We start from the raw sequence: 15664 nt of genomic DNA, 5'->3' as shown, positions 1-15664 counted from the left end.
CAATGCCGCCAAAAATCGACACGCACAAATGCAACGGCTGTAACGGGCGCGAAGAAACCCATTGCGAAGAAATCTGCCCCGGCGATCTCATGGCTCTGAACCCCGCCACGGGCAAGGCCTACTTGCGGGCCGCCCGCGACTGCTGGGACTGCATGTCCTGCATCAAGGCCTGCCCTGCAGGCGCGCTTGAAATCAAGATGCCCTACCAGTTGGGCTACTTCAAGGCCACGTTGCGCCCCATCATGGGCTCCAACTTCATTATCTGGAAGTGCCGCGACATCAACGGGCAGGAACAGACCTACCGCTATGTGAACAGGCTGGACAAGGCCTGATAGCGCAGAGTAGTATTGAAAATAGTCGCCAGCGTCCCGCCGTCTTTGCACGGCGGGACGCTGGCGCATCACACAGGGAAGGGCATTCATGGACACATTCTGGCATCTGGAAAAGGAAGACTTTTTCAAGGGCATTGACGAGGCCAAGAGCGCCTTTTTAAAAAACGCCCAGCGCCTTGAACTGTCCAAGAATGAGATGGTCTTTCTTGAAGGTGACGCGGGAGACTCCTGCTTTTATATAGAATCCGGCCTGATACGCATCTTCTGTATGGACCGCGCAGGCAAGGAAATGACCTTCTCGCTGCGCATGAAGGGCGAAATATTCGGCATTTCAGAAGTGCTGAACAATTCCCCGCGCAAGGCAAGCGCGCAGACGGCCAGCGCATCCGTGCTGTACGCCATCAACCGGCAGGATTTTGAAAGCATGCTTCAAGAGCATTATCCGCTGGCGCGCAGCGTCATTACCCTGCTTGGGCGCAGACTGCGCCAGATGGGCGACCTGGTGCGCCGCCAGAACAGCGACGTTGCCAACCGGCTGGCAAGCCTGCTCATTTCTCTGGCCTACGAAACCCTGCGCACAACTGAGGGCTGGAACAAGCCCTGCGAAATCCCGCTGAGCATTCCCCAGGAACAGTTGGCCTCCATGGTCGGCTCCACCCAGCCCACAGTCAGCGCCACCTTACAGCAGTTTCGTAATGCAGGGCTTATTGTTGGCTCGGGCAGGCGCATTGTGCTGCTCAATCCCATTGAAATGATCTACCGCCTCGACCACAACCTGCTGTAGCCGCGCCACCACGCACTCCGGCACTACGGGCGCGCTAGCCAACACTTCTGCGCAGAAGAAAACTTGCCGCAGGTCCAATAATCTTGCAGCTTATAGTCTGCCCTGCCGATAAATGGTAAATCAGAACAAGGGCTGCACCCAGTGCCTGCCATGTGACTGTCTGCGGCCCCTTCATTCCACTCCATTCCGGTTTCTGCCCCTGCAACGGATTTTGCCGTCCGTGAAAGGTAAAAACAAAGCCCGCTCTTTCGAGCGGGCTTTGCGGCATTATACGTGCAGTTTCAAAAGGCCAAAGGCCGTCCGAATGTTTTGCGTCAGGCGGCTATTCCATGGCCTTGAGAATGCTGCTGGCAGAGACGGACGACAGCACATTGCCGTCAACAATCACGGCAGGCAGGGCCTTGATGCCAAAATACTGGGCAATCTGCTGGGCCTGATACAGGTTCACATTGCCCGCATTATAGCAGTATTTGCCCACGGCCAGTTCCTCGGCGGGGTTCACCGGGGGCCGCAGCTTGCTCATGTAGCTGTAGTGGATGGGGAAGTCAGAGGATTCCGCCGTGGCGTCATATTCATTGTTAAAGGCCACAACGTGTCCTTTTTTCTTTTGGGCAGCCTTGATCTCGTTCCAGCGCGAGAGCGCGTAGGTCATGTAGGCCATGCCCTGACCGGGGCGGGAGTAAGAAATCCAGATGCCCATGCCCATGAGGTCGGTTCCGTAGTATTCCTTGCTGTTGGCAAAAACCGCCACCTTGCACTGCTGGGGCGAAACCGAGCGGCTGGCCTCAGCCACGGCATGCCAGACCTTCTCGCTCTGCGGCGAGGCAAAATCAAGCAGCACCAGAACTTCGTGAGGAGCCTTGGGCTCGCCAAAAAATACGGGATAGATCTCGTTTTTCCACTGGGGCCGATAGGCGGCCTCGCCCTCGATGGACGTAACGCGCCCGCCCATTTTTTGCAGCATGGCCTGACTCTCCGCATCGTTTGTGCGCAGGTTGGGCAAGGAAGTACGCAAGTAGGGGTTAAAAGCATTGGCCTTGGCGTTCTGCACGCCAGCCGCAAGGTTCACCTTTTCTTTGGGGCCGGTATCACCCGTGCCCATAGCGCCGCACCCGCCCAACAACAAACCTGAAACCAGTATAGCCGCCAAAAATCCGCGCATACGTCACCTCTTCTCCCAGCCAGCGGCAAGGGATTGCACGGCATCCTCAAGATGCCGCAGCCATATTTCAGCCACATCGGCGTATTCAGCCGTCCCCATGAGCACGGGCAGGCATTGGTGCCCTTGGGCCTCAATGCGACTGCGCCAACTGTGCCCGTTCTCGCCCGCCATGTCCTCCAGAGCATGGCGGCCCACCACCGACAAAAGCGGCATAAGCCATACCCGGCGTGAAGCGAGATTGGGCAAAATACTTTCAAGCGTCACAGCGCCGTTCATGGCCCCCACATGCACGCGGCTGTCAAGCTCGTGCACGGCGCTGGCCAGATCCACATAGCGGGCAACCGCCTCGTGTTCCGCGCCGTGCCCCATAAAGACCACGTCTTCATCCACGTTGCGCTCTGCGGGCAGATGCCGCACCAGCGCCCGCGCCGTCGCGCGCACATCGTCCGCTGTGGCCAGCAGGGGCGCCCCAACCCGGCAGAGCAGATGCTCGTGTTCGGCGGCCTCTTCAACCATGGCACGCACATCACCATGCTCCTGACCGGGGATGGTCTGCAAGGGCTGCACCGCCACGGCCTCGAACCGCTCAAGCCCAAGACGGCAGACCGCCTTGAACACGGAATCGCTCTTCTGGCGGGCCTGCGCCATGCGCTCGCGCAAGAGCAGCGAAGTGTAGGCCCAGCGTACCGGAATACCGGGATAACGCTGGCGCACAAGGGCGTCAAATCCTTTGAGGGCGTTCTGCCCCTGCGGGCTGCTTGCGCCAAAGGCGACCAGAAGAATAGCGTGTCTCATGGGGGTTTTTTGTACGTCACTTGCGCCCTTGAAGCAAGAACGGCGCTTGCGGCAGACAATGCCCAAGCGGCTTCGTATGAAATTGATGTTGACCTGTCTGTATTGTATTGACCCGGGCATCAATGCGGGGATAATGTGCCGGAGAATGGCCTGGATACCACCAGCACAGCGCTGGCGGGCAAACCTTGGGGGTCGCATGGCAAAAGCTCTGGTACTTGGGGGGGCAACTGGCCTTCTGGGCCAGGCCCTGACGCGAGTGCTTAAAGCACGCGAGTGGGAAGTCGCAACACTGGGCCGTGAAAACGGCAATCTGCTGGACATGGCCTTTCTGCAAGCTGCCATTGCAGAGGCGCAGGCGGATGTGGTGTTCAACACTGTGGCATGGACAGCTGTTGATGATGCCGAAGACCACAAGGACGAAGCCTGCCAGCTCAACCGCGCCCTGCCCGCCTCCATTGCGCGCTGTATCAAGGCGCAAGGGGCCGGATTTCTTGTGCAGTTCAGCACGGACTTCATTTTTTCCGGTGCAGGCGAAACCGCGTGGAAAGAAACAGATACGCCCCAACCGGCATCTGTATATGCCAGCACCAAACTTGAAGGCGAAAAGGCCGTTCTGGAAACACTGCCTGACCGCTCGTGCGTCATACGCACGGCATGGCTTTTCGGCCCAGGTCGCAAAAATTTTGTGGATACCATCCTCGCAGCCTGCCAGCGCCGCGACTCCATCAACGTGGTGCATGACCAGACAGGCTCGCCCACCTATACCCTTGATCTGGCGCACTGGAGCATCGCTCTGGCGGAAAAAAGGGCCACTGGTATCTGGCATGCGGTGAACGGCGGGCAGGCAAGCTGGTGTGATCTGGCTTGCGAGGCTGTTTCTCTGGCAGGTGCCCCGTGCCGGGTTGTGCCCATTGATTCGGCGGAATGGCCTCAAAAAGCTCGCCGACCTGTGTTTTCCGTGCTGGACAACAGCAAGCTGGCCGCCTTTCTTGGCAAGTCTCCCCGCCCGTGGCCCCAGGCCCTGCGAGATTATGTTTTCAGCGACTATCTGCCCGCGCACGCCAGCAAAGGCGGGACGCAGTGACAATACCAGGCCCTTGCCCGGCGCGGATTCCAGCCAGCCAGCCCGAATGGCGGGCGCTTTGCCTGATCACGGCGGCCCTCGCGCTGTTCATTCTCGCGGCGCTCTGGAATGCCGATGACGCTCAGGCCAGGCCGCGCAGCTTGCAGGAGCTTGCCGCCATCAACGGCAAACTGATTGAAACTGGCGTCAAATACGGCTCCATCCCTTCCCTGTACCGCCCGCGCTACGACCGTATTCAGGATGCAAACCTGAGCCTCAGCGATGACGAGGTGGTGTTCATCGCCATGCTGCAAGGGGGCGCGCGCGTATACCCGCAGCGCATCATGGTCTGGCATCAGGTTGTCAACGAAATCGTGGACGACAAGGCCTACGCCATCACTTACTGTCCCACCACCGGCAGCTTCATGGCCTACGATTCTTCCATGGGGGGCCTGAACCTTATTTTTGACACGGAAGGCCGCCTCTACGATGGCAACAGCGTTCTGATTGACCGCAATTCCGGCAGTCTCTGGCTGCAGGAAACAGGCATGGCCTTTGACGGCCCCCTGCTGGGCCGAGGGCTCCCCATGGTGCCCGTATACTGGACAACCTGGGGCGCGGCAAAGCGCACCTTTCCGCATGCCTTGGTGCTTGCCAAACCTAACGGCAACAAGCCCTACGGGCGCGATCCCTACGGCAACTACCTGCGCAAGGGAACCTACTACGATAACGACAGGCTCATTTATCCAGTGGAACGCATGGACAAACGTTTTGCCCGCAAAACGCCCATGCTGTGCATTGAGTATGAGGGATACCTGCTGGCTATCGACATAGGCTATGTGCGCAAAAAAGGGGCCGTGAATTTTTTTGTGGGGCCCAATGCCCTTCTGGCAGTTTATGACCGGGGCCTTGAGGTGGTGCGTCTTTTTAACCGCCAGATATGGGCCGAGCCATTCCTCTTCATATCCCAAAACGGCAAGCTCATGGATCTGACCACGCGCAGCCAGTGGGATCCTGCCACGGGCGTGGCGCTTGACGGCAACATGAAGGGCGCGTCCATGCCGCAGTTTTACGGCGCGTATTCCATGTGGTTTGCATGGTACAGCATGAATCCGGAAACACTGGTCATTCCCGGCCCCGGCGAGGTGCCGGAAAAGCTGCTCTCGCCAGCTCCGCCGGGGGAATAACCCCACAGCCCAAGCAGGGTCAGCCCATTTGCATTGCGTAAAACCAGAGCGTATTTGATTTCCCATGAACTGCACTGTCACAGCATCCGCCGACATATCCTTGCATCTGGCGTGGTTTACTGCATATGCCGCCGCCAAAACAGCCATGGAACAGGGCGATGCCTCGCCCATGGATCTCAAACTCCGGCACTCCCTCGAAGTGCTGGAAAATGCCCGACACACCGTTGAAGGCGAAGGTTTTGCCCCTCAGACTGCGCGGGCCTGCCTGCTGGCAGCACTGTACCATGACGTGGGCCGGTTTGAGCAGTACCTGCGCTACCACACGTTCAGGGACAGGGAATCGTGCAATCACGGGCAGATGGGCGTGCGGGTTCTGAAGGCCGAACACCGCCTCGTCAGCGAGACACCGCAAATGCGCAAGCTGGTCATGGCTGCTGTGGGCATGCACAACCGTTTTGCCCTGCCCAAGGGGACGCCGGAGGATATCGCTCTGGTCACAAATGTGGTGCGTGACGCGGACAAGCTGGACATTCTGCGGGTCATGGATGAACACTTGAGCGGCCCAGCCCCGTATAATCCCACGGTGGTGCTGCAACAGCCGGACGACCCCACCATCGCCAGTGAGGCGGTTCTCAAGGCTGTACGCGAAAAGCGCGTGGCGGCCTATGTGGATCTGCGCTGCGTCAACGATTTTCGCCTGCTGCTTGGGACATGGTTTTTTGATCTGCACTTTGCTTCGAGCCGCCGTAAATTCATTGCGGACGGGCATGCGCAAAATCTGCTGCGTCGCATGCCGGACGGCGTTCCGCAGGCCGAAGCCCGCGACTGCCTGCTGCATATTCTGGAGAGCGCGCAGTGACGTCAGCGCGCATGACAGCCAGTTTTGACGCTTTGCCTGTCTGCCCTGGATATTTTCCGCAGGAGGCGCTGGCGCGGCGGGTGCCGTGGCCGGATGCGTACGCGCATGCTCCGCTCAACCCAGATATGCTGACACTGCGAAGCGCCAGCCATGCGCCCCTGGCTTGTGCGCGCTTGGCTTTTACGCTGTTTTATCTGCCTGCGGCGCAGGCAGAAGCCCTGCTGCGGCTCGCGCTTGAAAGCGCTGAAGTAGTTCTGGTGGCTGATTTCAAGCTGGCGGAACGCAACCTTGAGCTGCCCGCAACGCTGGCGGCGCGCGGCCTCATGGCGCTGACAAAAGCACGCAGAACAGCGGCGGCAGACGGGGCGCCTCAAGCAAGTTTTATTCAAAGGGGCGGCATTGAGGGGCTTGTGCACCAATGCAATGCTCTGGTGCACGAGCGCCGCCCCATTTTTGCAGGCGCTGCGGCCTTGCTGCATTTGCAACGCGCCTGAGATCTTGAACCTTTCCACGCGGCCCCTCGCGAACCCTCGCGGCTAAACCCGCATTTCTGGCCTCATGGCCCCGCCTTGAAGGGCCACCCTGCCTGTGCTATAAGCTGCTCTGGCGCTGCCGCACCCTGTGCAGGCGCTCGCCTGTCAGGCATTTGCGCCGGTAACGCCCGCCTTTTCCGCTTCTGGAGTTTTCATGTCAGATTTTGTCCATCTTCATTGCCATACCGAATACAGCCTGCTTGACGGCGCCATCCGCATCAAGGATCTGTGCGCCCGCGCCAAGGATTTCGGCATGCCCGCCTGCGCCATCACCGACCACGGCAACCTCTTTGGCGCGGCCTATTTTTATCAGGGTTGCAAGGATTACGGCGTCAAACCCATCTTTGGGTGCGAGGTTTACGTCTGCCACGACCACAAGGATAAAAGCACGGATTCGCCTCTGGCGCGCCGCCGCAACCACCTGATTCTGCTGGCCCAGAACACCACGGGGTACCACAATCTGGTCAAGCTGGTCACACAGGGCTATCTTGAGGGTTTTTATTACAAACCCCGCGTGGATAAACCCCTGCTGCGCAAGTATTCCGAGGGCCTTGTCTGCCTTTCGGCCTGCATTGCGGGCGAAATCCCCCGCGCCATTCTTGCGGACGACATGGACAAGGCTCTGAGCCTCACGCGGGAATACGCCGATATCTACCCCGACCGTTTTTATCTTGAGTTGCAGTCCAACGGCCTGCCGGAGCAGACCAAGGCCAACAACGCCCTGCTGGAACTGGCGGAAACCACGGGCGTGCCGCTGGTTGCCACCAACGACTGCCACTATCTCACCGCTGACGATGCCGAAGCCCACGAAGTGCTGCTCTGCATTCAGACGCAGACCACCATGGACGACCCCAAGCGCATGCGCTTTGGCACCCATGAGCTGTACTACAAATCCATCGAAGAGATGGAAAAGCCCTTTGCCCACGTGCCAGAAGCCCTGGCCAACACCATGCGCATTGCCGAGCAGTGCAATGTGGAGCTGGACTTCGGCCACCACTACTTCCCTGTGTACAAGCTGCCGGAAGGGGCCAGCCTTGATTCCGAATTTCGGCGGCTGGCAGAAGAAGGGCTGGAAAAACGGCTGGAAAAACACCCCGACAGAGACACGCTAGACGTCCAGCTCTACCGGGACCGCTTGCAGTACGAACTGCGCGTTATCCTTGAAATGGGTTTTCCCGGTTACTTCCTCATCGTGCAGGAATTCATCAACTGGGCAAAAAACCACAATGTTCCCGTGGGGCCGGGGCGCGGTTCTGCCGCCGGTTCGCTGGTGGCGTGGGCTCTGCGCATCACCAACCTTGATCCCATCCCCTACAATCTGCTGTTTGAACGCTTTCTGAACAACGAACGCGTCTCCCTGCCCGATATCGACGTGGACTTTTGCGAACGCCGCCGCGTCGAGGTCATCAAGCACATGGTGGAAACCTACGGCGAAGGCTCGGTGGCGCAGATCACCACCTTCGGCACCATGAAGGCCAAGGGCGTTGTGCGCGACGTGGGCCGCGCCCTGGGCATGAGCTTTGCGGAAACTGACCGCATCGCCAAACTGGTGCCCGCCGACCTCAAGATGACCATCAAAAAGGCGCTGGAGGCAGAGCCGGAGCTGGAAAACATTTACCACTCCGACCCCAAGGTCAAACACCTGCTGGACACGGCCCGCCGCCTTGAAGGTCTGGCCCGCCACGCCTCCACCCACGCCGCCGGGCTCGTGGTTTCAGACAAGCCCATGGAGGAATACCTCCCCCTGTATCAGGGCAAACGCGGCGAACTTGTGACCCAGTTTGACGGCCCCATGACGGAAAAAGCCGGGCTGGTGAAGTTCGACTTTCTTGGCCTGAAAACCATGACCCTGATTCAGGACACCCTGGACAACATCACCCTTCAGGGGCATGAACCGCCGGATCTCGACAACCTGCCGCTTACGGATACGGAAACCTACGAGCTTTACGCCCGTGGCGACACGGACGGCGTGTTTCAGGTGGAAAGTTCGGGCATGCGGCAGTATCTGCGCATGCTCAAGCCCTCGTGCTTTGAAGACGTCATCGCCATGCTGGCCCTGTACCGGCCCGGCCCGCTCGGTTCTGGCATGGTGGACGAATTCATCAAGCGCAAGCACGGGCAGGTGCCCGTGGTGTATCCGCACCAGTCGCTTACAGAATGCCTGCGCGATACCTACGGCGTCATCGTCTATCAGGAACAGGTCATGCAGATCGCCCAGATCATCGCCAGCTATACGCTTGGCGGGGCCGACCTGCTGCGCCGCGCCATGGGCAAAAAGAAAGCCGAGGCCATGGCCAAGGAACGCGTCAACTTTGTCACCGGCGCGGAAAAGAACAACATCGACAAGGACAAGGCCAACGAAATTTTCGACTTGATGGAAAAGTTCGCCGAATACGGCTTCAACAAGTCGCACTCCGCCGCCTATGCCCTTATTTCGTACTACACGGCCTTTCTCAAGGTTCACTACAAGGTCGAGTTCATGGCCGCCCTGCTCACCTCGGAAATGGGCAATCAGGACAAGCTGCTCAAGTATGTCTCGTGCTGCAAGGACATGGACATCAATGTGGTGCAGGCCTCGGTAAACCAGAGCCAGCGCGAATTTACGGCCCACGGCGGAAAGGTGGTCTTTGGCCTTGGCGGCATCAAGAACGTGGGCGATGAAGCCATACGCGAAATTGTGGAAGCCAGGGGCGAAGGCGGCGAATTTGCCTCGCTGTTCGACATGTGCTGCCGGGTAAACCTGCGCAAAGTCACCAAGCGCGTGCTTGAATCGCTCGTCAAGGGCGGCGCCTGCGACTGCTTTGGCGTACCCCGCGCCGCCATGCTGGCGGCCATTGAAATTGTGGTTGCCCGCGCGCAAAAAAAGGCCAAGGACAAAACATCCAACCAGGTTTCGCTGCTCTCCATGGCCCCGGTGGTGGAAAGCGCGCCCCAACCCGGTATCGGCCTGGACTGCCCCGAAGCCTCGTTGCCCGAAATGGCTGACGACGACAAACTGCGGGCAGAAAAGGAGGCCCTGGGCTTCTTTTTGACCAGCCATCCGTTGCAACCCTTCTCGCGCGAGATCCGCCGCCTGGGACTCACCACGCTGGAAGACGCGCGGGAACTGTTCCCCGGTGCGGAAATCCGCTGCGCGGCGCTGGTTGTCAGCGTGAAGGAAGTACTGACAAAGTCCAAGGGCGAACGCATGGCCTTTGTGGGGATCGAAGACCTCACCGGCCACGCTGAAGTGACGTTTTTTCCCCGCCCTTACGCCGAATGCCGCGATCTTTTGCGCTCTGAACAGCCCATCTGCCTTGTGGCGCGGCTCGACAGCCAGACCGACAACGGCGACAATAGCGATATGGATGAAGAAGCAGACGAAGGCCCGCGCGAAATCAAGCTGCTGGGCCAGACCGCCCGCTCGCTGGCTGAAGCCTGCGGGCAAAGCGACACCCCCATATGCGTGCAGATACCGCAACACCGCCTTGGGCGCGAAGACATGCTGGCTCTGCGCAACCTTCTGGAGAAATTCCCCGGCCCGGTAGAAGCGCATGCCCAGGTTTTTCTTGATGGGCACGTGTGCATTCTGCACCTCGACAACACTCTGAAAGTACGCCCCGGGCCGGATCTCGATAAAGCTCTTGCCGCCTGGGCTTCATAAAACCATATGTTCCGATTTTTTCTGGTAACAGGCATAGGCCTGGCCATTATTAACGGCTGGATATCCTGGTGGCTGTGGCGCGCGCTTTCCGGCACTGGCTGGCTGCGCATCGCGCTCTGCATCCTTGTGCTCGCTCTGGGCGCGGCCTTCCCCCTGCTCTACAAGGGGCATGGCGATACCCTTGCCCACGTGTGGCTGATTCGGGCAGGGGCATTCTGGATGGGCGTGGCTTTCTACGCCTTTGCGCTTGTGCTGCTTGCCGACATATGGGGCCTTGCCGCACGTTTGTTTGGCGCACTGCCGCCCGTCACCCCACGCTGGGGCGCTGTGCTGCTGGTCATGGGCCTGCCCCTGCTGCTGGGCGTGGGCAGCTGGTTCAACGCGGCATTTCCCGCGTTGCGGCACTACGACATCACTGTCCGCTCACAAGGCCCAGTACCCATCACCTATGTGGACAAGCCCCTGAAACTGGGCGTTATTACCGATATGCATCTGGGCCGCCTCATCACCGCAGGGCGGCTGAGCCGAGCAGTAGAGCTACTGGCCCCGGAGCAGCCGGACGCAATCCTCTATGTTGGCGACATCATTGACGACCACATAAAACTGGATGCCGAAGCCACCGCCGCAGCGCTTGCTGTGGCCCAGCCGCGCCTTGGGCATTGGGCTGTGCCGGGCAACCACGAGTATATCTCTGGTTCCATCGACAAAAGTCTGGATTTTCTGCGCGCTGTGGGTATGCAGGTGCTGCGCGACCAGTGGGCTGTGGTGGACAACAGCTTCGTGCTTGCTGGCAGGGATGATTTGAGCAAGCCCGGTTTTACCGGCATCCAGAGGGGCAGCATGGAGGAAATTTTGGCCGATCTGCCAGAACAGTACCGCAGCCTGCCCCTTATGGTCATGGATCACCAGCCCGCCGCCCTTGACGAAGCCCGTCAGGCGGGCACTGCGCTCATGCTGTCAGGTCACACGCACAACGGGCAACTTTGGCCTTTTAACTTTGTGACGGAACTAAGATACGAAAACCCGCTGGGCCTGCTGACAAAAGGCAACTTCCACTCTATCGTCAGCGCAGGCACTGGCACATGGGGGCCGCCCCTGCGTACCACAGGCCGCGCTGAGGTCTTGCTGGTTACGGTGCATTTTACTTCTGCGGACAATGCCGCTCCATAGCCATCGGCATGGGATGATCGACACCCCGGACATCTGGTTCCGGAAGGAGGCCGCATGTTATTCTGCTCCAGGTTTGTTCGGGAACTTGTGTTTGAAGAAAGGGCCTTGCAACCCTGCTGCAATACGCACAACATCGTGGTGCCGAGTTTTTCTTTTGAAGGCGGCGCGGTGGATATGGAGGCATATACCCGCCATATGGGCAGCGTTGCGCAGGAAGTGCAGAAGCAGAATCCCCAGGTATGCGCGGGCTGCCCCGATCTTGTTCCTCTTTCGCATTCCGTCTGTGTGCCCAAATTGCAATTTGCCGTTCTTTCCCTGAATCATCACAGGCACATCTGCAACTGCCGTTGCATCTACTGCGACCTGTGGAAGCCCGGGCAGCACCCGCGCCCCATTGCCATTCTTCCTGCCATCCAGAGTCTGTATGAGCAGGACGCACTGGAAAAGAACTGCGCCATAAGCTGGGGCGGGGGAGAATCCACCCTGTTGCCCGATTTTGAAGCCACAGGCCGCTGGCTGCGCGAGCATGACTACTTTCAGTACGTACATACCAATGCGCTGCGGCATTCTGCCTGGATTGACGAATTGCTTTCCAGCGGCGGCGGCAAAATCAACATCAGTCTTGATTCCGGCAATGCCGCAGCCTATGCCCGCGTTAAGGGCGGCGACTGGTGGAATGATGTGATGGCTTCGATGGAAAAGTATTTTATTGCAGCAATCACACCAGAACAAATTGATATCAAATACATAATTTTTGAACAAAATAACAAGATCGCCGACGTGGAGCAGTTTTTCCAGATCTGCCGCCGATTCGGTGCAGCGAAGGTACAGTTGTCCTTCAATTTTCTGGAAGTAAATGCTGGCGCGGTCAGTGAGCATTCCATTACCGCAGCTGCGTATTTTATGCATCGGGCGCAGGAACTGACTCTTGCTTGCGAGCTGTTTTTTGTGGATGCACCGTTGCGTGAACGCATTGACCGCGCACGCGGCAAATTTTTTCAGTAGCCCGCACAGGCTCTGCGCCCCGCGCAAAATCAGCCAGAGGAATCAGGTAGATGAATCAGGCCCAATGTCAGGCCGGTCGTCAGGCTGTCCTCTCCGGCTCTGCAAAAATGCTCTCCCCCTCCGGCTCATGCCGCCGGAAATTCCGGGCCGCAACGGCGGGTGAGGTATTGGCGTAGCAGTACACGCAGCCGTGGGGGCAGGTGTCGTACTGGCCCACATCCTTGCAAGGTACGCACAGGCACACGGCACGCTGGCCTGTGTCGCGCGGATACTCATGCGGCGTGCTGGCAAGGTTTGCGCCTGAGGGCATTTCCAGAGGCAGGCCCAGTTGTCGCTGCGGCGCAATGCCAAAAAGGCGCAGCATGTCCGGGTGTCTGTTGGTGAGCCTGAGGATAAGTTCCGGGTCTGTGCAGCGGTTATGGCTGATTCCCCATGCCGAGAGGTCGCCCTTTTCACCGCAGGTGCAGGGTTCCGCGCCCATTTCCGCAGCAAGAGCGGCCACCCCCGCTGCCACGGCCTGCATTTCCGCCTGCGTAAAATCACGCCAGGCAAGGCCCGCCCGGCGCAGATTTTCCCGCACCTTGCGGTAGTCGGCGATGTCGGCAAAACTGAACACCAGCTTGCGGGTCCAGCCTTTCAAGGCTCTGCCGATGCGGGCCATTTTGTCCAGCAACACCTGGCAACCGTCAGGATTTTGCGCCAGATGTCCGGCCAGCATCAGGGGGTCAAAGCGCCACACAACCCGTTCCGGTCCTGCCTCATCCGCAAAACGGCGGAAAGTGTCGATGCGTTGATCAAGCTGTGGCAAATTGGGTTCCCATCCTTCCGCCTCGTAATCGTTGAGCGTAAATTCCAGATACCAGGCGAGGCCCCGCGCCTCCACTTCCGGCAGCAAGGGCAGCAAAGGCAGCGGATTTTTGCTCCAGAACACGACAACCCGCGTGTTGGCAAAGGACACAAACTGGGGCCTCCCGTTGAAGGGATTGATCCAGCGGGCGTATCCGGCGCGCAGCCTGTTGACAAACCAGGGCGCGTAAAAAGCCGGGATATCCGTTGCCCGGCTGGCCGCAATGATCTCTGGAGCAACGGCGCTTGCCTGCCCCGATGCGGTGGTTATCTGTACTGTACGCCACTTCATGCCCAAAGTGTTTCAGGGCTGCGCGGCTTCGTCAACTGCACGGGGCATGCGGCCTGCCTGAAACCATGGCTCTGACGTGTATTTTGACTTATCCGGCGCAATTGTTATGCTTAAGGGCAAGCACAATCAATAACCTGTAACAAACTGGAAATTCATGTCTTTCTTTTCCTGGATGCAAAGCCTCTTCACGCCGCCCTCCACTGGCGACCCTGATCTGGATGATCCACATCCAGGCTTTGAATGGAACCAGAACGCCCGCATCATGCTGGCGATCATTGTTGTCATTATTTCGGCCTTCGTGGTCTACTGGATACTGTCATGACAAAGGGCGCTTTCTGGCGGCTGACCGTGCGGGACGATTTCTCTGCTGGTCATGCCTTGCGGCATTATGAGGGCAAGTGCGAACGCATGCACGGCCACAATTTTGCGGTGGAACTGACTGTGCAGGGGCAGCGCCTAACCCCGGACACTGAAATGCTGCTTGATTTTAAAACGCTCAAAAGCGGCCTTAAAGCAGTGCTTGACGCGCTCGACCACCGCCTGCTCAACGAAACGCCGCCCTTTGACGTCATGAATCCTTCTTCAGAAAATCTTGCCCGGCATATCTGGCGGGGCATGGCGGAGCTGCTGGCAGCACATGACGACCCACAGGCCCGGCAAGTGCGGCTTTACAGCGTCACAGTATCTGAAAAAGCCGCGCAAAGCGCCACCTACATGGAAGTGGACGACTGATTCAGGGACGCGAATGGGGATGGACGTTGGCGCACCCCAGGAACACGCCCCCTTCACACCAAGACAGACGGAACCAGCATGACCAAGGCTCTGTGTCTTCTGCACGCCAACTGCCAGGGCGATGCCCTGCGGCCCCTGCTGGAAAACACTCCGGCCTTTGCCAGCCGGTTTTATATCCGCCAGTATGTGAATTACACGCGGCAGAGTATTGCAGACAGCGATATTGAACGCTGCGAGCTTTTTCTCTACCAGCGCCTTGCGCCAAAATGGGGCGACCTCTCCACAGAACAAATGCTGCCGCGCCTGCCGCAACACTGCAAGGCCATTGAGATTCCCAATCTGTTTTTCAAGGGTTACTGGCCCTTCTGGTCCCGCGATGACCGCATCAACTTTGCAGACAGCCTGCTGGAGACGCTGCTGCAAAAAGTCACACCGCAAGAGGCGCTGACCCTCTATCTGCGCGGCGCAGCCTCGCTGCTGGGCAATGCCGATACGCTCAACGCACAGGCTGAAGAATCGCTTGCGCGTGAGGAAGCCAAGGAGGCCGATGCCCCCATACGTTGTGCGCCCCTGCTGCGCGAGCGCTGGCGTGATCAACAGATGTTCATCACGGTCAACCACCCAGGCCGTGAACTGCTGTTCCACATGGCAGACAGCCTGTTGCGCCTGTTGGGCCTTGGCGTTCTGCCCCCCTCCACACGCGGGGCATATGTTCACCCGCTTGAAGATTTCTGGCTGCCCATCCATCCTGCGGTGGGGAGCGCGCTGGGCCTGCCCTTTGCCAGCGTAGACAAACGCTGGCCCATCTTCCACTCCCTGCTCACGCACAGGGAATATACCCTGTGCTACATGGCCTGCCGCGCAAGCAATGTGCCCGACTTTCTGACCTTTCTGAAAAACCTCTCGCCGGATGCCCTGAGGCTGGTCGCAAAAGATATGACAGGCTGATTTTGACTTGCAGATATGGCTGCTTCAGGAGCTGAGGCTGGTGCAGAGGCGCGGGCAGACGGCGTACACACAGGGCCAATGGAGGCAGACTCCAGCGTGGCTTGCACACGTGAAGGGCATTGCGTACTGTTGGAGGCCAAGAAATTACGGACGAAATTACGCTCAGGCTTGCAAGTACTCGCCTAGCCTGCACAGACCGACATCTGCTGGCCTGACGCGCCCAAGCGTCAACATCTGGCTGGCTTTTACCAACAAAATCTACGGGGTCACTGGCCTCGCCGTTCCGCTCACTGCGAGGGCGGCCATTTGGACC

General features: G+C 58.9%; 15 protein-coding genes. 12 read left to right on the top strand and 3 right to left on the bottom strand.

The genetic code is table 11. From position 1 onward, the window contains the following. Positions 1-2 precede the first annotated feature (2 nt). Positions 3-332: a 4Fe-4S dicluster domain-containing protein gene (locus JMF94_RS10205; protein ID WP_192113735.1), complete on the top strand. Its 330-nt coding sequence runs from the start codon at positions 3-5 to the stop codon at positions 330-332. Between the two features lie 88 nt (positions 333-420). Further along, a complete protein-coding gene (locus JMF94_RS10200) occupies positions 421-1116 on the top strand; it encodes a Crp/Fnr family transcriptional regulator (protein ID WP_240824990.1) in 696 nt (231 codons plus the stop codon). Between the two features lie 322 nt (positions 1117-1438). On the opposite strand, the gene JMF94_RS10195 is transcribed toward JMF94_RS10200, so the two are convergent. After that, positions 1439-2278 carry a hypothetical protein gene (locus JMF94_RS10195; protein ID WP_240824989.1) on the bottom strand — a complete coding sequence of 280 codons (840 nt, stop codon included), beginning with the start codon at positions 2276-2278 and terminating at the stop codon, positions 1439-1441. 3 nt (positions 2279-2281) lie between these two features. After that, a complete protein-coding gene (locus tag JMF94_RS10190) occupies positions 2282-3073 on the bottom strand; it encodes a sirohydrochlorin cobaltochelatase (protein WP_240824988.1) in 792 nt (263 codons plus the stop codon). A gap of 196 nt (positions 3074-3269) precedes the next feature. On the opposite strand from JMF94_RS10190, the gene rfbD reads away from it, so the two are divergent. From rfbD to JMF94_RS10155, 7 genes are all read left to right on the top strand, one after another. Continuing rightward, positions 3270-4157, top strand: a complete 888-nt coding sequence (gene rfbD / locus JMF94_RS10185; protein ID WP_240824987.1) for a dTDP-4-dehydrorhamnose reductase — start codon at positions 3270-3272, stop codon at positions 4155-4157. Further along, positions 4154-5323: a DUF3179 domain-containing protein gene (locus JMF94_RS10180; protein ID WP_240824986.1), complete on the top strand. Its 1170-nt coding sequence runs from the start codon at positions 4154-4156 to the stop codon at positions 5321-5323. The genes rfbD and JMF94_RS10180 overlap by 4 nt, the downstream gene beginning before the upstream one ends. Before the next feature lie 64 nt (positions 5324-5387). Continuing rightward, a complete protein-coding gene (locus tag JMF94_RS10175; protein WP_240824985.1) occupies positions 5388-6182 on the top strand; it encodes an HD domain-containing protein in 795 nt (264 codons plus the stop codon). After that, positions 6179-6676, top strand: a complete 498-nt coding sequence (locus JMF94_RS10170; protein WP_240824984.1) for a hypothetical protein — start codon at positions 6179-6181, stop codon at positions 6674-6676. The genes JMF94_RS10175 and JMF94_RS10170 overlap by 4 nt, the downstream gene beginning before the upstream one ends. A gap of 193 nt (positions 6677-6869) precedes the next feature. Continuing rightward, positions 6870-10358 (top strand): DNA polymerase III subunit alpha, encoded by a 3489-nt coding sequence (dnaE, locus tag JMF94_RS10165; protein WP_240824983.1) that lies wholly within the window; start codon positions 6870-6872, stop codon positions 10356-10358. 6 nt (positions 10359-10364) lie between these two features. After that, positions 10365-11528, top strand: coding sequence for a metallophosphoesterase (locus tag JMF94_RS10160; RefSeq protein ID WP_240824982.1), 1164 nt, complete (start codon positions 10365-10367; stop codon positions 11526-11528). Between the two features lie 54 nt (positions 11529-11582). Continuing rightward, positions 11583-12533 (top strand): radical SAM protein, encoded by a 951-nt coding sequence (locus JMF94_RS10155; RefSeq protein WP_240824981.1) that lies wholly within the window; start codon positions 11583-11585, stop codon positions 12531-12533. 79 nt (positions 12534-12612) lie between these two features. Here JMF94_RS10155 and JMF94_RS10150 read toward each other — a convergent pair whose 3' ends face one another. Continuing rightward, entirely contained in the window at positions 12613-13671 is a 1059-nt protein-coding gene (locus JMF94_RS10150) for a DUF1848 domain-containing protein (RefSeq protein WP_240824980.1), read from the bottom strand. Positions 13672-13825: 154 nt separating this feature from the next. On the opposite strand from JMF94_RS10150, the gene JMF94_RS10145 reads away from it, so the two are divergent. The 3 genes from JMF94_RS10145 (at position 13826) to JMF94_RS10135 (ending at position 15351) form a co-directional block, all read left to right on the top strand. Further along, on the top strand, positions 13826-13993 hold the full coding sequence (locus JMF94_RS10145; RefSeq protein WP_022657287.1) for a hypothetical protein: 168 nt from the start codon (positions 13826-13828) through the stop codon (positions 13991-13993). Further along, the gene (gene queD / locus JMF94_RS10140; RefSeq protein ID WP_240824979.1) at positions 13990-14403 is read left to right on the top strand and encodes a 6-carboxytetrahydropterin synthase QueD; all 414 of its coding nucleotides are present in this window, start codon (positions 13990-13992) and stop codon (positions 14401-14403) included. Before JMF94_RS10145 ends, queD begins: the two co-directional genes overlap by 4 nt. Positions 14404-14481: 78 nt before the next feature. Next, the gene (locus JMF94_RS10135; protein WP_240824978.1) at positions 14482-15351 is read left to right on the top strand and encodes a WcbI family polysaccharide biosynthesis putative acetyltransferase; all 870 of its coding nucleotides are present in this window, start codon (positions 14482-14484) and stop codon (positions 15349-15351) included. The last annotated feature ends 313 nt before the right edge of the window (positions 15352-15664 follow it).

Source organism: Desulfovibrio sp. UIB00, from assembly GCF_022508225.1.
Taxonomy (GTDB): domain Bacteria; phylum Desulfobacterota; class Desulfovibrionia; order Desulfovibrionales; family Desulfovibrionaceae; genus Desulfovibrio.
This window is presented reverse-complemented; position numbering and strand designations above follow the sequence as displayed.